Here is a 19647-nt window from a genome sequence, read left to right on the forward strand (position 1 = left end):
CTTACACTGGCGAGCATCCCCGCTCGCCTTGCCTCTTGCGGGTTAATCACCGCCCGCAGGTTTGACCCGTGACCAATCTGAACCAGCCTGACTCCACCAAACCGGCCATCCGCAGCGTGTTGGTCTCCCTGATGCTGGCGATCTTTCTCGGGGCGCTGGATCAAACCATCGTCGCCGTCTCGATGCCGGCCATTTCAGCCCAGTTCAAGGATTTCAGCCTGTTGGCCTGGGTCATCGCAGGCTACATGGTGGCGATGACCGTGGCAGTGCCGATCTACGGCAAGCTCGGCGACCTTTACGGCCGTCGGCGGCTGATGCTGTTCGGCATGGGATTATTCACGCTGGCCTCGGTGTTTTGCGGCATGGCCCAGAGCATGGAGCAGCTTGTCCTCGCCAGGATTTTTCAGGGCATCGGTGCCGGCGGAATGATTTCGGTCAGCCAGGCGATCATCGGCGACATCGTGCCGCCCCGCGAACGCGGGCGTTATCAGGGCTATTTCAGCAGCATGTACGCAGTGGCCAGCGTGGCCGGGCCGGTGCTCGGCGGTTACATGACCGAGTACCTGTCGTGGCGCTGGGTGTTTCTGATCAACCTGCCGCTGGGCCTCGGCGCCTGGCTGGTGGCCAACCGCACGCTGGTGGGTTTGCCGGTGCCACAGCGCAAGCCGGTCATCGACTATTTGGGCACGCTGCTGATGATCATCGGCCTGACCGCGTTGCTGCTGGGCATCACTCAGGTTGGCCAAGGACATTCGTGGCGCAGCAGCGAAGTGCTCGGGTTGCTGGCGTGTGCGTTGCTGACCCTGACGCTGTTCGCCTGGCATGAGCGGCGGGCGCGCGAGCCGTTGCTGCCGATGCACCTGTTCGCCAACCGCAATGCGCTCCTCTGCTGGTGCACGATTTTCTTCACCAGTTTCCAGGCGATTTCGCTGATTGTGCTGATGCCGCTACGTTTCCAGAGTGTCACCGGGGCCGGAGCCGACAGCGCGGCGCTGCACTTATTGCCGTTGGCGATGGGGTTGCCGATGGGCGCCTACTTCGCCGGTCGCCGGACCTCGGTGACCGGTCGCTACAAACCGATGATCCTGACAGGCGCCCTGCTCACCCCGATCGCAATTCTCGGCATGGCGTTCAGCCCGCCGCAAGCGATGCTCATCAGCAGCGCCTTCATGTTGCTCAGTGGCATTGCCGCCGGCATGCAGTTCCCGACCTCATTGGTCGGCACGCAAAACTCGGTGGAGCAACGCGACATCGGCGTCGCCACCAGCACCACCAACCTGTTTCGCTCACTTGGTGGCGCGGTCGGCGTGGCATTGATGTCGGCCTTGTTGCTGGCGCTGTTGCAGGATTCGAGTTTCGCCCATTTGACCGGCTCGTCGCTGATCGCCGAAGGCAGTTCCGGAAACGTTTTGCTCGATGGCCTGAACGCCGCACCGGGCGAGACTCAAAACGCCTTGCGCGCCGAGCTGCTGCTGACCTTCCAGCATTTGCTGATGGTCAGCGCAGCGGTGTCGTTGCTGGGGCTGGCGGCGGCGATTGCGATGCCGAACATGTTGCTGCGCGGTCGGGAAGACAAGGTTCGCTGACCAGCGCAAAACCTGTGGGAGCGTGGCTTGCCCGCGATGACGCTGGGTCAGGTGACATCTAATCGTCTGACAGTCAGTCATCGCGGGCAAGCCACGCTCCCACAAGGATTTCTCCCCGCATCAAGGTCGAGCGTTGAGCTGCTGCTGCAGGTTCTGGATCTGGCTCTGCAAGGTGGTGATGTTACGCGTGACCTGGCCACGGAAGGCGTCGAACTCGGCGACATTCGCATTGCTGCCTTGAGCCGCGGCCGGGCGGCTGTCCTGCTGGCTTTTGATCACTACCAATTCTTGCTCCAGGCGCTCGATCGCCGCACTCGGGTTGCCTTGTTTCTTCAAGGCGGCGATTTCGGCACTCAGGCTTTTCAGCTGGGCATCGAACTTGCTGGTGTCGCTCGGGGTATTTTTCAGGGTCGCCACATCAGCGCTCAGGGCTTTCAGGTCGGTTTGCAATTGAGCGTTGACGGCATGTTGCTCAACGCTTTGCGCAGCGATCTGTGCCAGCCGCTTGTCCAGGTCCGACGCCTGGCCGACTACGCCTTGCTGCTGTTGGTTTTGCTCCACCAGCTTGGTTTCCAGTTGCTTGATTTTCAGTTTCAGCGCTTCGCTGTCGCTGGTGACGTTCGACTGACTGGCGACCACTTTGCCGGAAATATCCTGCAAGCGCCCGGCGGCCTCCTCGCTGATGCGGGCAAAACTTTCCTGGGTCGCGACCAGTTGCTGCTCCATCAGCGAGATCTGCTGAAAACTCCACCAGGCAAGGCCGGCAAAAGCGAACAGCAACGCCCCGACCAAGGCCCACAACGGGCCGGTGCTCGGGACTTTTACTTTGCCCCTGCTCGCGCTTCGCGCATGTACGCTGGTGTGTTCACGGGCAGCGGCGGCGGTTGGAAAATCGTCGGCATCGTGAGGGTCGGCACGCAGGCTCGGTACATCGTCGAAGTCGTCGTTGGCATCGTTACGCATGGACATGAGGCAACCTTTCTGAACCACAGTGATGGCTAAATGCGACGAGTATAAACCCTGAACTCGCCGCATTGATCGACCGTGATCAGTTGGCTCGGTTCAGAGTTTATTTTGCGCCCGGGTCCTGGGCCTTCCACCAGCCGCAAAACTCATCGAGCGCCGTCCACAGACTGACCTTGGGATCGTAGTCCAGATAATGCCTGGCGCGGCTGATATCGAGGGTGAAGTTTTTGTTCATCACTTGCATGCCCAAACGTGACAGGGTCGGTTCCGGACGCCCCGGCCAGAGTGCGCAAAAGCCCTCGTTCAGCGCCGCAATGCTGTAGGCCAAACCGTAGGAGCGATGACGAGTCACCTGCGGGACGTCCATCTGGCGCATTACATAATTGACCACATCCCACAGCGGCACCGGCGCGCCGTTGCTGATGTTGTAGGCCTTGCCAAGCGCCGATCCCGTCGCCAGCAAACAGCTGAGCATGGCTTCGTTGAGGTTCTGCATGCTGGTGAAATCGACCTTGTTCAGGCCGTTGCCGATGATTGCCAAACGCCCTTTGCGCTGCATGTTCAACAGACGCGGGAAAATGCTCATGTCACCGGCTCCAGTGACAAAGCGCGGGCGCAGGGCCAGTACTTCAAGACCAAACTCCTGAGCACCGAAGACTTTTTGCTCGGCCAGGTATTTGGTCGCTGCATAAGGATGCTTGAAGCGCTTGGGTACCTGTTCTTCGGTCAGCCCCAAGTGGTCACGGCCATCGAAGTAGATCGACGGCGACGACAAGTGCACCAGCCGCCGGACGTTCTGTTTCAGGCAGGCTTCGACCACGTTTTCGGTGACCAGCACGTTGCCCTGATGGAAGTCCTGATAGCGCCCCCAAAGCCCCACCGCACCCGCGCAATGCACCACGGCTTCGACGTCAGCGCACAGCTCGCGAACCAGTTCCGGGTCACTCAAATCGCCCTGAACGAACTCCGCGCCCCGCCGTACCAGATGTTCGACGCCTTCGGCCCGGCGGCCGTTGACCCGCACGTCCAGGCCCTGCTCCAGGGCGAAACGCGCAAAGCGCCCGCCAATGAAGCCGCTTGCGCCGGTGACCAGAATTTTCATGACTTGCTCCGATGTGTTTCGTTTTTCATGCGTGTCGCATTACAGATTTCGTGTGCTCTTGACGCTGCCCGTCAGTCCAACGGCACCAGCCACTGCCTGGATAAACGTACCAGATGCTCGGTAAGTAACCCCAGCAACTGGCCACCATTGCGCCAATGATGCCAGTACAACGGCACATCAATCGGTTTATCTGGCAACAACTCCACCAGCACACCGCGTTCAAGTTGTTCGCGCACCTGCAACTCCGGCACCAGCCCCCAGCCCAGACCGGCTTCGGTCAGACGGATAAAACCTTCGGATGACGGGCACAAATGATGTTCGAAACCACCCTCCACACCCAATGACGCCAGGTAACGGTGCTGCAGAAAGTCATCCGGGCCAAACACCAGCGCCGGCGTGCGCGCCAACTGATCGGCCCTGACCCCTTGGGGAAAATGCCGGGCAATAAACGCCGGGCTGGCCAGCGCGCGGTAACGCATGGCGCCCAGCAACACACTGCGGGCGCCCGCCACCGGGCGCTCACTGGCACACACGCACGCCGCCACTTCACCGGCGCGCATGCGTTTGAGGCCAACGGTCTGGTCTTCCACCACCAGGTCGAGCAATAGATGTTGCTCGGCACAAAAGTCACTCACCGCCTCGGCCCACCACGTGGCCAGGCTATCGGCGTTGAGGGCGATGCGCAGGCGTTCCGGCAAGCCTTCTTCGTCCAGCGCCGGCACCAGGCTTTGCAGATCGCGCTCCAGCAAACGCACCTGCTGCACATGGTTGAGCAAACGCCGGCCAATCTCGGTCGGCGCCGGCGGTGTAGCCCGCACCAGCACCGGCTGGCCGATCCGCGCTTCGAGCAACTTGATGCGCTGGGAGATCGCCGATTGCGACAACCCCAACACCTGGGCAGCACGCTCGAACCCGGCCTGCTCAACCACCGCAGCAAGGGCGGACAGCAATTTATAGTCGAACATCAGTTTTCCTAATGAGCGATCAGCAATATTGGTTTTTCTTATACAGCCTGGGACAGGAGAATGACCAGCAAGAACTCCTCACAAAGGATCAGCAACATGGCTGGCGAAACCTCACTGAACACCCTGCTGCGCAGCATGAGCCCGCAGCTCAACGACGGCGAATACGTGTTCTGCACGATTCGCGACGGTCACCTGCCGAAGGGCTGCGAAATCATCGGCAGTTTCCGCGAACAGGAAGGCCTGACGGTGATCCTTGAGCGCTCGCAAGCCGAAAAGGCCGGGTTGAGTTTCGACTATCTGGCGGCGTGGATCACCCTCAACGTGCATTCGGCCCTCGAAGCCGTTGGCCTGACCGCCGCCTTCGCCACCGCCCTCGGCCAGGCCGGGATCAGCTGCAACGTGATTGCCGGCTATTACCACGACCATTTGTTTGTCGGCCAGGCCGACGCCAAACGCGCGATGTCGGTACTGCGGCAACTCGCGGCCAACGCGGAGTAAACCTTATGTGGCAAAGCTATGTGAACGGCCTGTTGGTCGCTGCGGGACTGATCATGGCGATCGGTACGCAAAATGCGTTCGTGCTGGCGCAAAGCCTGCGCCGCGAACATCACCTGCCGGTGGCGGCGCTCTGCGTGACCTGCGATGCGTTGCTGGTGGCCGCCGGGGTGTTCGGGCTGGCGACGATCCTCGCGCAAAATCCATTGTTGCTGGCGATCGCCCGTTGGGGCGGCGCGGCCTTCCTGCTGTGGTACGGCAGCCTGGCCCTGCGTCGCGCCTGTTCCAGGCAAAGCCTGCAACAGGGTGAAAACCAGACCGTGCGTTCATTGCGCGCGGTATTGCTCAGTGCATTGGCGGTGACCCTGCTCAACCCTCATGTGTATCTGGACACGGTGTTGCTGATCGGTTCGCTCGGGGCCCAACAAACCGTGCCGAGCGCTTATGTAGTGGGCGCGGCCAGTGCATCACTGCTGTGGTTTTTCACCCTGGCGCTGGGCGCCGCGTGGCTGGCGCCATGGCTGGCACGCCCGAGCACCTGGCGGATTCTCGACCTGCTGGTGGCGGTGATGATGTTTGCCGTGGCCTTTCAACTGATCAGCGCCGCCTGAATATTACAAACGGCTCTGGAACCTCTATTCCACACAGTTGCTGCGTGGTTAAGCCGCACCCCCGGTGCTATGATCCGACACCTGCGCCGCAAAGAGTACAAACTCCCGGCGCTTGTCTGGCCGCCCGTGATCGGCCTTGCGCTCACCGCAACTGACCTGATTAGGAGAATCACCATGGCTTTCGAATTGCCGCCACTGCCTTACGCACACGATGCACTGCAGCCGCACATTTCCAAGGAAACGCTGGAATATCACCACGACAAGCACCACAACACCTACGTCGTGAACCTGAACAACCTGGTGCCAGGCACCGAGTTCGAAGGCAAGACCCTGGAACAAATCGTCAAGACTTCTTCGGGTGGCATCTTCAACAACGCCGCTCAGGTCTGGAACCACACTTTCTACTGGAACTGCATGGCGCCAAACGCTGGCGGTCAACCAACCGGCGCACTGGCTGACGCAATCAACGCGGCTTTCGGTTCGTTCGACAAGTTCAAAGAAGAATTCACCAAGACTTCGATCGGCACCTTCGGTTCCGGTTGGGGCTGGCTGGTGAAAAAAGCTGACGGTTCCCTGGCCCTGGCCAGCACCATCGGCGCCGGCAACCCGCTGACCAGCGGTGACACCCCGCTGCTGACCTGCGACGTCTGGGAACACGCTTACTACATCGACTACCGCAACCTGCGTCCGAAGTACGTTGAAGCGTTCTGGAACCTGGTCAACTGGAAGTTCGTGGCTGAGCAGTTCGAAGGCAAAACCTTCACCGCTTAAGTCTGCTTGCAGTCAAAAAAACCCGGCATTGCCGGGTTTTTTTATGGTTGAACATCGGCTATTGGTGCTGGGAGGCCTCAAAACCACGCTGCTCAATCACCCCAAACACATCGGCAACATCCTGGATCATGATCCGGGCGATGTTGGTGACGGTGTTGATGTCGTTCTCGGCGTAGTCCGGCAGGCTGGTGCAAGCCATGAGGTTGAGGTACTTGAGGACGGCATTAAGGCGTTCGCTGACGCAGTTGTGGAGATCGCGTAGCGGCGCATCACTGTCGATGAGCAGGACGGGGTAATCGGTGGCGAATTGGGCCATGGGGGTGAAGCGGCGTGACGGGTTGTTCATCGTCATAAGTAAATCTTCCTCGAATCTAAAAGAAGAGCTACCGCCGTTCGCTGCGAAACGAATGGGGTGGTAGCTATGTGCGGGTTCGCAGACCAGGGATACGAGGAACCCGGCAGACCCGAAGATCTCCCACACACAGCCACCATAAAACGGACTTCGGGCGTTGAGACGACCGTCGTTACTTTTTAGGGTGCTAGGTTACTACACGTATCGTAAGGGCTGCGAAACCCCGTAGCCGATTGACATTGGCCACGGGAGAACTTTAGGCGTCGACTTTAGTGACTGCAACTGCGGTGTAGGACGGTTGCGCGGTCATTGTGGCGAGGGAGCTTGCTCCCGTTCGGCGGCGAAGCCGGCGTAAACCGGCTACTCGATGTGACTGGAGGAATGAACGCGCAGTTTTTTTGGCTGCTTCCCCACCCGATGAGAACAAGCTCTCTCGCCACACCGGGAGCAGTCCTACAAGTATTAGGGACATGCAAAAATCAAAAAATCGCAGCTTTCGCAGCGCCTATTTTTGAAAACAAACCTGTCCTTGCGCGTCCCTTGCAGATACCTGCCGGTGGCGTGCTCACGCCGCATCCCTGGCCCGCGTGGCCAGTTCAGTCTCGCGTTTGGCGATGGCTGCTTCGAGCTCCGGGGAGCGTTTGGCCCACTGTTCCGGGGGTAATGGTTTTGACCACTCGATGATGTCGGGATAGGGCAAATCAGGTGGTGGCGATAATTTCCACTCTTGCAACATCATTGCCAGCGGAGCACCCAGGAACACGGCCCCAATTACCAGCCATAACGCCTTGCCAACTTCCTGCGCGACCACGTGCTGTCTGATGCCATCTAAATATGCGCAACAAATGCCCCAAAAGACGTTTCTACCCCGCAACTTTTCTCGTCCGCCCTCAAAGTCATTTGTGATTGGCAGAACGTGCGGCCCAATCTCCATATAACTGCGCATGCACTCCCACAACGCTATCGCCGTGGTGCCGCCGCCACAGTTGAAGCCCAGTGAAAAGTGCTTGTTAGCTTCCTTGGCCTGCGGGTCTGGGTTTTCGAAACCAATGATCAACAAACCCATTGTGGCTTTACCGGCCTGACTGACCGACGACTGCTGGGTGGCGGCGGCTGTCACTGTTTCCCACGGCACTATCCAGTACTCGCCGTCGTCGCGGGGGACGCAGACCTCTCGGCGCTGACGATTGAAGCGAATAGGAAGCGGCACCTCGCGAAATAGCCCTTGGATCAACAAAAAAATGGGGATGACCATAATGCAAGCTCCCAGAATCAATGCGTCAGGATCCTTGAGAAAGTATGCCAACCCCAAAAACAACATCACCATCGGCCACATAACCATCACCGCCGAACCGATGCTGTAGCTACCTATGTCGAGATATACCTCGTTCTTGCGCCAGATCGTGTTGAGTGCATCACAGGGTTTTCTACCCGTAGGAATGGGCAACGGCGCCAGGTAGTCATTGCGCGAAAGCATCCGTTTTTTCGTGGTGCCTGCTGGTGGCGTGCTCATTGTTTGTCCTTGGGTTGCAGGTAAATCGCGCCGGGGTGATCCTCGCCGAGCGGGTATTTCGGCACACGATCCAATTGCGGCGTCGGGTCGGCCCGCAGCTCTATCACACCAGTGGTGTCATTCAGGGTAAAAGCGAGTCCCAGTTCGCCGCCGATAAAAGTGCGGGCGCCGAGCATTGCGATCAATGGCGTGCGATACCGCAACCTTAGTGAAACCGTGCTGGGTGTCGTGCCCAATACGTTGCGCAGCTCTTTAAAGGGGCCACTCAAGCGTAGGCCCTGACCTTCCTTGTGCGGTATCCACTGACAGGTGCTGCTGGGCAAGCAGCCTTGAGTATTCGCCCTCAAGCCAACGCTCGCTCTGCCTGCGTGGCCAGCTCAGCCTCGCGTTTGGCAATGGCGGCTTCCAGTTCCGGAGAGCGTTTGGCCCACTGTTCCGGGGGTAATGGTTTTGACCATTCGATGATGTCGGGATAGGGCAAATCAGGGGGAGGATTCAGTTTCCAGCGTTCAAGGACATCTATCAGTAGTGTGTTGAAAATGAAAAGCCCGCAAAACCCTTCCCACAGGGCGGTTACGAACCAGCCTCTCAATTTCGCGGCTTTGATCAGATCGTCCAGGTAAGTAGCCCATATTCCTTTTGATCTGTCGAAACGTGCGGTTTGATCCTCAACAGCCTGCGGACCAATCTCCATGTAACTGCGCATACACTCCCACAACGCCATCGCCGTGGTGCCGCCGCCACAGTTGAAACCCAGTGAAAAGTGCTTGTTATCTTCCTTGGCATGCGGGTCTGGGTTTTCGAAACCGATGATCAATAAACCCATCGTGGCTTTACCGGACTGACTGACCGACGACTGCTGGGTGGCGGCGGCCGTCACGCTTTCCCACGGCACGATCCAATACTCGCCATTGTCGCGCGGTACGCAGACTTCTCGGCGTTGTCGATTGAAGCGCACGGGTAGGGGCACATCGCGGAGTAGCCCTTGGATTAAAAACAGTATTGGGATGCTCATAATCACTGCACCAAGAATTAACACACCTTGGCTAAAATCAGAGTTGAGATTACGAGTGAAGAAAGACATGGCTAGGACCACCATTACTCCCGGCCACATCACCATTACCGCCGAACCTATGCTGTAGTTCCCAATATCCAAAAACACGTCGTTCTTGCGCCAAATGATGTTGAGTGCATCACAGGGTTTTCTACCCGTAGGAATCGGCAACGGCGCCAAGTAGTCATTGCGCGAAAACATCCGTTTTTTCGTGGTGCCTGCCGGTGGCGTGCTCATTGTTTGTCCTTGGGTTGCAGGTAAATCGCGCCAGGATGGTCCTCGCCGAGCGGGTATTTCGGCACACGATCCAATTGCGGCGTCGGGTCGGCCCGCAGCTCTATCACACCAGTGGTGTCATTCAGGGTAAAAGCGAGTCCTAGTTCGCCGCCGATAAAAGTGCGGGCGCCGAGCATGGCGATCAATGGCGTGCGATACCGCAACCTTAGTGAAACCGTGCTGGGTGTCGTGCCCAATACGTTGCGCAGCTCCTTAAAAGGGCCGCTCAAGCGTAAACCCTGATCTTCCTTGTGCGGTATCCACTGACAGGTGCTGCTGGGCAAGTAACCTTGAATATTCGCCGTCAAGCCAACGCCCGCTCCGCCTGCGCTGCCAGATCAGCCTCGCGTTTGGCGATGGCGGCTTCCAGTTCCGGGGAGCGTTTGGCCCACTGTTCCGGGGGTAATGGTTTTGACCATTCGATGATGTCGGGATAGGGCAAGTCAGGTGGTGGCGATAATTTCCACTCTTGCAACATCATTGCGAGTGGAGCACCCAGGAGCACAGCCCCAATTACCAGCCATAACGCCTTGCCAACTTCCTGCGCGATCAAGTGCTGTCTGATGCCATCTAAATATGCGCAACAAATGCCCCAAAAGACGTTTCTACCCCGCCGCTTTTCTCGACCACCCTCAAAGTCATTTGTGATTGGCAGAACCTCCGGCCCAATCTCCATATAACTGCGCATGCACTCCCACAACGCTATCGCCGTGGTGCCGCCGCCACAGTTGAAGCCCAGTGAAAAATGTTTGTTGTCTTCCTTGGACAGCGGGTCCGGGTTTTCAAAACCGATGATCAATAAACCCATCGTGGCTTTACCGGCCTGACTGACCGACGACTGCTGAGTGGCGGCGGCTGTCACGCTTTCCCAAGGCACGATCCAGTACTCGCCGTCGTTGCGGGGGACGCAGACTTCGCGACGTTGCCGGTTGAAACGGACAGGTAACGGTACTTCGCGAAAGAGGCCTTGGATCAAAAACAGTGCTGGGATACCAGTGATTACCCCCCCCCCAATAAGAGTAAAAGTACTAAGTTCAGGTGAAATATTTCTAAATCCATAAGCCAGAGATAAAAACAGCATCACCATCGGCCACATCACCATCACTGCCGAACCAATGCTATAGCTACCGATATCAAGAAATACCTCGTTTTTACGCCAGATGATATTGAGTACGTCCGAGGGTTTTATACCCGTAGGAATGGGCAGCGGCGCCAAGTAGTCATTGCGCGAAAACATCCGTTTTTTCGTGGTGCCTGCCGGTGGCGTGCTCATTGTTTGTCCTTGGGTTGCAGGTAAATCGCGCCTGGGTGGTCCTCGCCGAGTGGGTAACTCGGCACTCGATCGAGTTGCGGCGTCGGGTCGGCCCGCAGCTCTATCACACCAGTGGTGTCATTCAGGGTAAAAGCGAGTCCCAGTTCGCCGCCGATAAAAGTGCGAGCGCCGAGCATTGCGATCAATGGTGTGCGATAACGCAACCGTAGGGAAACCGTGCTGGGTGTCGTGCCCAATACGTTGCGCAGCTCTTTAAAGGGGCCACTCAGACGTAAGCCCTGACCTTCCTTGTGCGGTATCCACTGACAGGTGCTGCTGACCAACCAATGAGGTGTCATGTCTCGCCAGGGACGCGGTGTTTTGTAGTGGTAGATCGGGCTGTTTTTGATCAGGTCGCGGGAAACCTGGGTATCAACTGGGTCACCGACCATGCTCAGCTCCAGATAGACACTGCCCGGCTCGGCGCCCGGTAAATCGATGGTCAGGGCATTGATGGAGCTGACGAAAGCGAGGCCGGAAGGGCCATTACTCGGGGCCGACCGTGAGTTGCTTTGCATACTGACCCGAGGCGAATACAAGATGCGGTACAGCCGGTCGAGTTCCTCCACTTGGGTTTTCGGCGGGATAGGTGCCAGATCCAGCGCCCGGGCTTTTGACCAGCAGCAGTAGCTCAGGAAGTTCTGCAGCGGGGTCTGCTGCAAGAACGTGGTAATTAGGTGCAACGCACCCAGCACCATAATGATCCAGTTCAACGGTCCCATGTACAGCGTGTACCGCAAGATGGCGGCTTCGGCTGTTATTGAGCCTGCCAAGGCTCTGCCGGTTTGGACCATCCCTAACAGCGCCTGGGCGCCAAAAGCCCCCACTTGGCCAGCGACCACGATTTGGCGCATCTCCAACCAAGAATCGACTCTATTTTGGGCGCCTTCCAGTTGCTTTTGCAGAGAAATGTATTCCGCACCAGCTGCAACAAATGACAATCCACCAATCACCCCACCAAACAAAGTAAGTGTTGGTGCGCTTCCGACTCTGCCATCAGGCAGCCGTACGGACATTTCCTTGACCCCAAACCCCTTCCGCACCTGGTTATCAACCACCCCCACCAAAGCCGCCGCCGCATACAACGTCGCCGACACCGTGTCATTCACCCGCCGACTGTCCATCCCCTCCAGCACCCCGGCCTGACTCAAATAGTTATGCGCATTCAGCACGTTCAACAACAACGCCGCCAACGGCACCACTCCACCGCTGTCGGTCACAAAAGGCGATCTGACAATCCGTTCCACACGCCCCATGCCTATGGCCTTCGCTGTGGCATTCACCCATTGACGAAGCCCTTCGGCCTGTTGCCCCAACAATTTCCACACCTGTCGGCCACCCTCGGTCACGAACTGCAAACGCGTGTCGCTGCCCAGTCGGGCGGCGATGAGGATGCCCATCCATGAGCCGCTGAAGGTGCCGTCACCCTTGAGCAACAACAGTGCCGCCGCCAGCCGGTTGACCAGCACGCTCCATTGGCTGCCGGCGTCTCGGGCCATGGCCGCGATGTCGTTCAGAACCGCTGCGCTCAAAGGCGCCAGTGCCTGATGGGTGGCGCTGATGTTGTCGGAGGCCAGTGCCGCCATCAGCTCGCCCAGACGAGAGATGTCGTTAACCGCCGCCTCGATCGAGGGCGTCCAGGCGTTGAACAGTTGTTTCAGGGCGCCGCCATCGGCGGCCCGCACGTAATCGGCGAATTGTTCGGCACCCTGGGCACGGATGCATTGGGCCGTCAGGCAACCGTTGGCCAGTTCGGTCAGCCAGTGGCGCGTCTCCAGGTCGTGGTAATCGACAAACCAGGTGCCGCTGCGGGAGCGTGTCAGGTACACGCCTCGGTCGGCAAACAACGTGGTGTGACACTGTTCGATGTGCTGATAGTGCGTCGCGGCAGTTTCGGCGAACCAGCGGTTCATGGCGTGCAGATCGATGTACTCACCGACCTTGGCACTGAAGATCTGGTTATCGATATTGGCCTGTTTTTCAGCGCGGTATTCGCGCACCAGGTATTCCACTTCGGAGTACAAGTCCGCCGGAATAAACGCCCGCACCGGGGCCACGATGTGAGTGATGCGCGCATCACGGGCGGCGACTTCGGCCTGGCTGGGCTGGCCGCCGTGCTGCCGGGCCTGGGTTTCAGCCCGGAGTGCTTCATCGAGCTGACGCTGAGTATCGAGCATGACCTGGCCCTGCTCGGGCGTGAGTTTGATGTCGCGCCCCTTGTAGCGGTAGCTGATGGACCCGGCCAATTCGGCGCCGTCTTCACTGATCAGGCTGCGCACAAAGCCGCCGATGCTCAGGCGCAGGTGGTTATCTGCGAGCCATTGCTCGTGATCCGCCTCTAGCCACTCCTGCTCGTGATTGATGTCACGCAGCACGCCCAGGTCGTCGTCCAGGCAGGCGAACACGGGAAACAACGCCCCGGCCTTCGCCTTGGCGGTGTCCAGCCAATCCTGGGTGCCCTGAGCATCCCAGCGTTCGGCGCTCCACTCGCCCGGCACCTGATCACTGGCCTCAGGATGTCGGGCGATGACCTTCTCGCGCTCACGTGCCCGATGCATGGCGTCGGTGTAGGCCTTGATGTTGGCCTGGGTCGGGTCTTTCATCAGGGTTGCGCCCAGCGCGTCGGTGTCCTCAGCGCCCTGTTGCTGGTCAGCCTTCATCGACCGCGCATAGGTACTCGGAATGAGTTCGGCCATGACCTGAACGGCTTTTTCCAGTGGCGGACAATGCTCGGCTTGCAGTTCGTTGGCCACGGTGCGCAAGGCCAACGGGCGCATGTGCGCGCTGCGTTGGGCGCTGCTGTCGCTCAGCGATTGGCAATGTTCCGGGCCCAGTGGGAACTCGCTGTAGAGCATCCAGGCATCGTGGACTTTTTTCAGGGCCAGCCCCGTCAGGGTGGCGTCGAGCACCTGAGTGGCATCGGCCTCCAGCGTCTGTTCCTTGAGCAAACCATTCGGCGAGACGGCAAAACGCTTGAGGGGGCCTGTGTCCTGCCACAGATAAACAAACCCGGCGCGCAGACGACGCGCCGCCATGGGACGACTTTGCGTGCTCACACCGGGAACGCAGCAGGGGTGCTCGGCTTTTTCCTCAGCCAGGGCATAGCGCACGGGCACCACGAATAGCTCGGACTGGCTGGCCGGACAAGGTGCCATCGTAGTGTTGATATCGACGTGAGGCTGAGCCTTGGCGGCCCGTTCGGCCTGAGCGGCGCGGTCGACCATCGCCAGTTTTTGGGCGCTCATACGCAGCCTTCCTTGTCGGTGAGCTGTTGACGCGTCAGTTCGGCATTCAGGTTTTCCAGCCGTTGCCTGGGCGATACGCCGGGCTCGACCAATATCTGTCGGTAAGCCGCGTGAGCCGGCGCATCGGGAAAGTCAGTGCCCAGCACTGCGTGGAAGCGAGCCCAAAGCAGGACTTCATCGATGGCGCTGTAACCGTGACGTCCGGCAGTGTGCTGGCACTGCGACGCCCACTGTTGCAGGGCAAAGGCGTCCAGCCCTTGCAGGTATTCGGCAAAGTACTGTTGGCTATGTTCGATCAACCGTTGAGCGAGCTGCTGCCGTTGGGCGGTGCCCAAGTGCTCCAGTTGCTCCGCAGGCAGGTATAACCAAGGCTCTTGCGCATACTGTGCAGCGGGCTGATCCGGATTTTCCTGATGGATATCCAATTCCGGAAGCCGGATCAAGCGCACCGGTCCCATCAGCCGATCACGCTCATGGGGAGGCAAACCCGTCAGCCACAAGGCTGTGATGCGAGGGTCGTAATAACGAAATAAAACCGTGACATCCCCTTCGACACGAGCGTGAATCAGACTGCGTAAATGCTCAAGCACGACCGCTTCTTGCGCCTCTGACTCCAGCCAGATGCCACACATTGCGCTCCACTCCCGAAAAAAGATGTCAGCCAGCGGACTATTGGGGGAAACAGGCACCAACACCGGCCCGACTTCCTCCAATGGGTCAAAAGCGGTGGTCTGGTAAAGCGATTGGAACGTTGTGCTCTCGAGTTCGAACAAACGCTCAGGCAGGCGTTCAATCTGGGCGCGATCCAGCAGCAGGTAAGCCTGACTCATGCCGATGTCTCCGCCAGTTTTTGACACACGGCACAGATCGGTGCGGCCTGCTGCGCCGCCTCAGTCAATGCCTGTTTTTGCACGGCCAGTGATGGCGTAATCAAAGCCTGTGGCGCCACGGGGAGCAATGAACGAGCAGGCTCCGGAGCTATCCCGGCCATCGGCGCGCCACCTTCAACAATGGCCACGCTGCTGAAAATCCCGCTGGCATTGATCACGATGTGGTGACCACCCGCCTTGAGCGTCAGGCTCATGCCGGCATCGATCACCACGTTGGTGGCGGTAACGCGAGCCTGTTGACCCGCCTTAATCACCAGCGTGCCTTCTGCCGTCGTGCTGCTGTTGCCGGTGATAGTGATGAGTTCATCACCACCGATCACCGTGTTACGCACGCCTTGGGTGGTGTGCAGTTCGTCGCCCTTGATCAGACTGGTGCTGTTTTTGTGCACCTGTTCGAAGCGGTTGTTGCTGATCAGACAGTGGCTGTCGTTGAGGATCAGTTGCTCGAAGTCGCGTTGGGCGCGCAGGTAGATTTTTTCCTGCCCCGCACGGTCTTCAATCGACAATTCGCTGTAGCCGCCACTGCTGCGCGGCGAGCTTTGGCTGCGCAGAACCGTTCTGGTCTTGTTCTTGGGCAATTGATGAGCGACGGACGTGACCTTGTTGACCACGCAACCGGTGATCAACGGTTGATCCGGATCGCCTTCCTGAAAGGTCACGACCACTTCCATGCCGACGCGCGGGATGGTCACTGCCCCAAAACCCTCGCCGGCCCAACTGGATGCAACCCGTAACCAGCAACTGCTCTTTTCGCTGTTGAGTTCGGCCCTGCACCAAGGAAACTCAACTTTGACGCGACCGTACTCATCGCAAAAAATCTCCTCTCCGGGCGGTCCTGTGACACGAGCGGTCTGGCAGACCAGCACGGGTTTGCGGGGAGGCAGCGGTGGACGGTAGAGCACGTACGACGCAATTGCGCTGAAGCGGTTGCGGTAGCCTTGGGTAAAACCGCTTTCGGGTGTGGCGTCGCTGGTGATCGCTTCCTCCAGTGATTGAGGTTGTCGCCCAACGTGCTGAACGCTGACCAGCAGCCATAAATCGTTGCACGTTTTGCGCGGATGCTCGGTCAGGTCGAAGAAGTGACCGCTGCGCAAGGTCGGCTGATCGCTATTGCCCTCGGCCAGTTGATAATCGGTACGGTGCCGTTCCAGCGCCTGGCGGGCGAGCTGTTTGCCGCGTTCTTCAGTGTCCATCCGCACCGGGTAGCGATAGTCCTCAAGCTCTGGGCTGAACTCGGCCGTGAAGCGGCTTTCCAGCAGCAAGCTCGGGCGTATCAGGTCATAGTCACGGCGTGTGACTGTGCTGGTGCGAGTACTGAAACGCAGAGAGAACTGGTTAACGACCGGATGCTCCGCCACCATGCCGGCGTCTTGTTGATAAGGGGTTTCGCCCAGCTTTGGGAAAAAGACCTGATCGTCCGTGAATACCAGCACATGGCCGTCAGGCGAATGCTGGTGATGCCACGCGATACCATCTTCGGCACACAGGCGCTGAATGAACTCAAAATCACTTTCCCCATATTGGGTGCAGTATTTGCGGACGGGACTGGTGCTGACATGAAAGATGAAGGCATCGGCCTGAACGCCGTGGCCTTTGAACACCTTCGCAATGATCTGCGGCACCGTCAGGTTCTGGAAAATCCGCTGATCGTGACTGAACTGCAAGTAATGCAGCGTCGGTACGAGGGTCAGGCGATAACGGGTCAGGCGCCTACCGGTTTCACCGACGAACACCTCTTCGATATGGCCATGAAGGCCTTCGCCGTTATGACCGAATTGAAGGAATGCGGGTTGGGCGAGCAGGCTCTCCAGATCGAAATCAGGGTTTTCGCTGACCAGTTCAACCTGGATCGCGTACAAGGCGCTGATGGCCTCAGTGCCGTCGAAGGCCAGCACCTTGAAATCGTTGCGAACAGCGGGAATCTGCAGCGCGAAGTGCACCGTATTGGCCGAATCGAACATACGCTTATCCCTAAGCAAAGAGGAAATGAAGCGCGATGTCCAAACCGTCCATGGTTTGTGCACGCGAAAATTGGCGGGCACGTTAACAATGGGGAAATTGGATTGATGTAGGAGCGTTCCTCGAATACAGCCAGACTGTTCTGCCCTTCAAGATGTTGCGTTAACAAATTGAAGCAGGCGGCCAGCACCCTGAGCCCTGGCGACTTGCAGGACCTGAAGCGTTATCTCGAAAACAAACGTTCCCTTGCCCCAACGCCACAGCCGTCTACCATCAACCAGACACAAATATTCGCCCCTCCCCCTCAAGTTGCAGGAGGTGCCTACCGAAACACTACTAATGGGCTCTAATTGCCAATACCCCGGGCAATGCGGCCAAGCCAGCAGACAAAATCTACACGGCTTGATTGTCCCTTTGACTGCCATCATCGGATTGCCAATACTCATGGCAACTTGACGTTACCCGCACGGAACAAGGAAAAACCCTTTGAAGCTGGAACTCAAAAACAGCTTGTCGGTGAAGTTGCTCCGGGTCGTGCTCCTGTCGGCATTGATCGTCGGTGTGGTGTTGAGCTGCGCGCAGATTGTTTTCGATGCTTATAAAACGCGCCAGGCCGTGGCCAATGATGCCCAGCGCATCCTCGACATGTTCCGCGACCCCTCGACCCAGGCGGTGTACAGCCTCGATCGGGAAATGGGTATGCAGGTTATCGAAGGCCTGTTCCAGGACGACGCCGTGCGCATGGCCTCCATCGGCCATCCCAATGAAGCCATGCTTGCGGAAAAAACCCGTGACTTGCAGCATTCTCACAGCCGTTGGCTGACCGACCTTATTCTGGGCCAGGAACGCACGTTCACCACGCAACTGGTGGGGCGCGGCCCCTATAGCGAGTATTACGGCGACCTCAGCATCACCCTCGACACCGCCACCTACGGTCAGGGTTTTATTGTCAGCTCGGTGATCATCTTCATCTCCGGCGTATTGCGGGCCATGGCCATGAGCCTGGTGCTGTACCTGGTCTATCACTGGCTGCTGACCAAACCGCTGTCACGGATCATCGAACACCTGACCAACGTCAATCCCGACCGTCCCAGCGAACACAAGATTCCACAACTCAAGGGCCACGAAAAGAACGAACTGGGGATCTGGATCAATACTGCCAACCAGTTGCTTGAGTCCATCGAACGTAATACCCACCTGCGCCACGAAGCCGAAAACAGCCTGTTGCGCATGGCGCAATACGATTTCCTCACCGGCCTGCCGAATCGCCAGCAATTGCAGCAGCAACTGGACAAGATTCTGGTAGACGCCGGTCGCCTGCAACGCCGGGTCGCCGTGCTGTGTGTGGGCCTGGATGATTTCAAAGGTATCAACGAGCAGTTCAGCTACCAGACCGGCGACCAATTGCTGCTGGCCCTGGCCGACCGTCTGCGTGCCCACAGTGGTCGTCTCGGCGCGCTCGCCCGCCTGGGGGGCGATCAGTTCGCGCTGGTTCAAGCCGATATCGAGCAACCCTACGAAGCCGCCGAGCTGGCACAAAGCATCCTCGATGATCTGGAAGCGGCGTTTGCCCTCGATCATCAGGAAATCCGCCTGCGCGCAACCATCGGCATCACCCTGTTCCCGGAAGATGGCGACAGCACCGAGAAGCTGTTGCAGAAAGCCGAACAGACCATGACCCTGGCCAAGACCCGTTCGCGCAATCGCTATCAGTTCTATATCGCCAGCGTCGACAGCGAAATGCGCCGTCGCCGCGAACTGGAAAAAGACCTGCGCGATGCCCTCACCCGCAATCAGTTCTATCTGGTTTATCAACCGCAGATCAGTTACCGCGATCAGCGGGTGGTCGGTGTCGAGGCGCTGATTCGCTGGCAGCACCCGGAACATGGGCTGGTGCCGCCGGATCTGTTCATTCCGCTGGCCGAGCAGAACGGCACGATCATCGCCATCGGCGAATGGGTGCTGGACCAGGCCTGCCGACAACTGCGTGAATGGCACGACCAGGGGTTCAGCGACCTGCGCATGGCGGTCAACCTGTCCACTGTGCAACTGCACCACGCCGAGTTGCCGCGGGTCATCAACAACCTGATGCAAATGTATCGCCTGCCGCCGCGCAGCCTCGAGCTGGAAGTCACCGAGACCGGCTTGATGGAAGACATCAGCACCGCCGCACAACACCTGCTCAGCCTGCGCCGTTCGGGGGCCTTGATCGCTATCGACGACTTCGGGACCGGCTACTCATCGCTGAGTTATCTGAAAAGCCTGCCGCTGGACAAGATCAAGATCGACAAGAGCTTCGTTCAGGACCTGCTCGACGACGATGACGATGCAACTATCGTTCGCGCGATCATCCAGCTCGGCAAAAGCCTTGGCATGCAGGTGATCGCCGAGGGGGTGGAAACGGTCGAACAAGAGGCTTACATCATCTCTGAAGGCTGCCACGAAGGTCAGGGCTATTTCTACAGCAAACCGCTGCCTGCGCGAGAGCTGGCCGCTTATCTGAAACAGGCCCAACGCAGTAATGCGTTGATCTTGTGAGCTGACTCTATC

General features: G+C 58.6%; 17 protein-coding genes. 5 read left to right on the forward strand and 12 right to left on the reverse strand.

Going from position 1 to position 19647, the window contains the following annotated elements; all coding sequences use genetic code 11:
• Window positions 1-68 precede the first annotated feature (68 nt).
• Window positions 69-1586: an MDR family MFS transporter gene (locus tag AC1RJ3_RS10955; RefSeq protein ID WP_493078892.1), complete on the forward strand. Its 1518-nt coding sequence runs from the start codon at window positions 69-71 to the stop codon at window positions 1584-1586.
• 120 nt (window positions 1587-1706) lie between these two features.
• Here the strand turns inward: AC1RJ3_RS10955 and AC1RJ3_RS10960 are convergent, their stop codons facing one another.
• The 3 genes from AC1RJ3_RS10960 to AC1RJ3_RS10970 all read right to left on the reverse strand — a co-directional run bounded on the left by AC1RJ3_RS10960 (window position 1707) and on the right by AC1RJ3_RS10970 (window position 4619).
• Window positions 1707-2555 (reverse strand): ATPase, encoded by an 849-nt coding sequence (locus AC1RJ3_RS10960; protein ID WP_493078894.1) that lies wholly within the window; start codon window positions 2553-2555, stop codon window positions 1707-1709.
• Window positions 2556-2655: 100 nt separating this feature from the next.
• Window positions 2656-3654 (reverse strand): NAD-dependent epimerase/dehydratase family protein, encoded by a 999-nt coding sequence (locus AC1RJ3_RS10965; protein WP_054593768.1) that lies wholly within the window; start codon window positions 3652-3654, stop codon window positions 2656-2658.
• A 71-nt stretch (window positions 3655-3725) separates the two neighbouring features.
• A complete protein-coding gene (locus tag AC1RJ3_RS10970; RefSeq protein WP_054593769.1) occupies window positions 3726-4619 on the reverse strand; it encodes a LysR family transcriptional regulator ArgP in 894 nt (297 codons plus the stop codon).
• 96 nt (window positions 4620-4715) lie between these two features.
• Here AC1RJ3_RS10970 and AC1RJ3_RS10975 point away from each other — a divergent pair, with 96 nt between their 5' ends.
• The 3 genes from AC1RJ3_RS10975 (at window position 4716) to AC1RJ3_RS10985 (ending at window position 6496) form a co-directional block, all read left to right on the forward strand.
• A complete protein-coding gene (locus AC1RJ3_RS10975) occupies window positions 4716-5117 on the forward strand; it encodes an ACT domain-containing protein (RefSeq protein ID WP_054593770.1) in 402 nt (133 codons plus the stop codon).
• 5 nt (window positions 5118-5122) lie between these two features.
• Window positions 5123-5725, forward strand: coding sequence for a LysE/ArgO family amino acid transporter (locus tag AC1RJ3_RS10980; RefSeq protein WP_054593771.1), 603 nt, complete (start codon window positions 5123-5125; stop codon window positions 5723-5725).
• A 174-nt stretch (window positions 5726-5899) separates the two neighbouring features.
• Complete coding sequence (locus tag AC1RJ3_RS10985; protein ID WP_054593772.1) at window positions 5900-6496, forward strand: superoxide dismutase; 597 nt, start codon at window positions 5900-5902, stop codon at window positions 6494-6496.
• Window positions 6497-6554: 58 nt separating this feature from the next.
• Here AC1RJ3_RS10985 and AC1RJ3_RS10990 read toward each other — a convergent pair whose 3' ends face one another.
• From AC1RJ3_RS10990 to AC1RJ3_RS11030, 9 genes are all read right to left on the reverse strand, one after another.
• Entirely contained in the window at window positions 6555-6848 is a 294-nt protein-coding gene (locus AC1RJ3_RS10990) for a hypothetical protein (RefSeq protein ID WP_054593773.1), read from the reverse strand.
• 565 nt (window positions 6849-7413) lie between these two features.
• Complete coding sequence (locus AC1RJ3_RS10995) at window positions 7414-8361, reverse strand: DUF6708 domain-containing protein (RefSeq protein WP_493078898.1); 948 nt, start codon at window positions 8359-8361, stop codon at window positions 7414-7416.
• Complete coding sequence (locus AC1RJ3_RS11000) at window positions 8358-8630, reverse strand: hypothetical protein (RefSeq protein WP_493078900.1); 273 nt, start codon at window positions 8628-8630, stop codon at window positions 8358-8360. The genes AC1RJ3_RS10995 and AC1RJ3_RS11000 overlap by 4 nt, the downstream gene beginning before the upstream one ends.
• A gap of 74 nt (window positions 8631-8704) precedes the next feature.
• On the reverse strand, window positions 8705-9652 hold the full coding sequence (locus tag AC1RJ3_RS11005; protein WP_493078902.1) for a hypothetical protein: 948 nt from the start codon (window positions 9650-9652) through the stop codon (window positions 8705-8707).
• A complete protein-coding gene (locus AC1RJ3_RS11010; protein ID WP_493078900.1) occupies window positions 9649-9921 on the reverse strand; it encodes a hypothetical protein in 273 nt (90 codons plus the stop codon). The genes AC1RJ3_RS11005 and AC1RJ3_RS11010 overlap by 4 nt, the downstream gene beginning before the upstream one ends.
• Window positions 9922-9995: 74 nt before the next feature.
• Window positions 9996-10964 carry a hypothetical protein gene (locus tag AC1RJ3_RS11015; protein ID WP_493078904.1) on the reverse strand — a complete coding sequence of 323 codons (969 nt, stop codon included), beginning with the start codon at window positions 10962-10964 and terminating at the stop codon, window positions 9996-9998.
• Window positions 10961-14248 carry a toxin VasX gene (locus AC1RJ3_RS11020; protein ID WP_493078906.1) on the reverse strand — a complete coding sequence of 1096 codons (3288 nt, stop codon included), beginning with the start codon at window positions 14246-14248 and terminating at the stop codon, window positions 10961-10963. Before AC1RJ3_RS11020 ends, AC1RJ3_RS11015 begins: the two co-directional genes overlap by 4 nt.
• Window positions 14245-15078, reverse strand: coding sequence for a DUF4123 domain-containing protein (locus AC1RJ3_RS11025; RefSeq protein WP_103315077.1), 834 nt, complete (start codon window positions 15076-15078; stop codon window positions 14245-14247). The genes AC1RJ3_RS11020 and AC1RJ3_RS11025 overlap by 4 nt, the downstream gene beginning before the upstream one ends.
• Window positions 15075-17099, reverse strand: a complete 2025-nt coding sequence (locus AC1RJ3_RS11030; protein ID WP_493078908.1) for a type VI secretion system Vgr family protein — start codon at window positions 17097-17099, stop codon at window positions 15075-15077. Before AC1RJ3_RS11030 ends, AC1RJ3_RS11025 begins: the two co-directional genes overlap by 4 nt.
• A 484-nt stretch (window positions 17100-17583) precedes the next feature.
• On the opposite strand from AC1RJ3_RS11030, the gene AC1RJ3_RS11035 reads away from it, so the two are divergent.
• A complete protein-coding gene (locus AC1RJ3_RS11035) occupies window positions 17584-19635 on the forward strand; it encodes a putative bifunctional diguanylate cyclase/phosphodiesterase (protein ID WP_054593780.1) in 2052 nt (683 codons plus the stop codon).
• The last annotated feature ends 12 nt before the right edge of the window (window positions 19636-19647 follow it).

The sequence above is a fragment of the Pseudomonas sp. GW822-FHT04C11 genome, assembly GCF_058800905.1.

What these genes read in the sequence shown, in the direction of transcription:
- AC1RJ3_RS10960 (WP_493078894.1), bottom strand. Translation starts at nt 2,555, where the DNA reads ATGTCCATGCGTAACGATGCCAACGACGACTTCGACGATGTACCGAGC.
- AC1RJ3_RS10965 (WP_054593768.1), bottom strand. Translation starts at nt 3,654, where the DNA reads ATGAAAATTCTGGTCACCGGCGCAAGCGGCTTCATTGGCGGGCGCTTT.
- AC1RJ3_RS10970 (WP_054593769.1), bottom strand. Translation starts at nt 4,619, where the DNA reads ATGTTCGACTATAAATTGCTGTCCGCCCTTGCTGCGGTGGTTGAGCAG.
- AC1RJ3_RS10975 (WP_054593770.1), top strand. Translation starts at nt 4,716, where the DNA reads ATGGCTGGCGAAACCTCACTGAACACCCTGCTGCGCAGCATGAGCCCG.
- AC1RJ3_RS10980 (WP_054593771.1), top strand. Translation starts at nt 5,123, where the DNA reads ATGTGGCAAAGCTATGTGAACGGCCTGTTGGTCGCTGCGGGACTGATC.
- AC1RJ3_RS10985 (WP_054593772.1), top strand. Translation starts at nt 5,900, where the DNA reads ATGGCTTTCGAATTGCCGCCACTGCCTTACGCACACGATGCACTGCAG.
- AC1RJ3_RS10990 (WP_054593773.1), bottom strand. Translation starts at nt 6,848, where the DNA reads ATGACGATGAACAACCCGTCACGCCGCTTCACCCCCATGGCCCAATTC.
- AC1RJ3_RS10995 (WP_493078898.1), bottom strand. Translation starts at nt 8,361, where the DNA reads ATGAGCACGCCACCAGCAGGCACCACGAAAAAACGGATGCTTTCGCGC.
- AC1RJ3_RS11005 (WP_493078902.1), bottom strand. Translation starts at nt 9,652, where the DNA reads ATGAGCACGCCACCGGCAGGCACCACGAAAAAACGGATGTTTTCGCGC.
- AC1RJ3_RS11015 (WP_493078904.1), bottom strand. Translation starts at nt 10,964, where the DNA reads ATGAGCACGCCACCGGCAGGCACCACGAAAAAACGGATGTTTTCGCGC.
- AC1RJ3_RS11020 (WP_493078906.1), bottom strand. Translation starts at nt 14,248, where the DNA reads ATGAGCGCCCAAAAACTGGCGATGGTCGACCGCGCCGCTCAGGCCGAA.
- AC1RJ3_RS11025 (WP_103315077.1), bottom strand. Translation starts at nt 15,078, where the DNA reads ATGAGTCAGGCTTACCTGCTGCTGGATCGCGCCCAGATTGAACGCCTG.
- AC1RJ3_RS11030 (WP_493078908.1), bottom strand. Translation starts at nt 17,099, where the DNA reads ATGTTCGATTCGGCCAATACGGTGCACTTCGCGCTGCAGATTCCCGCT.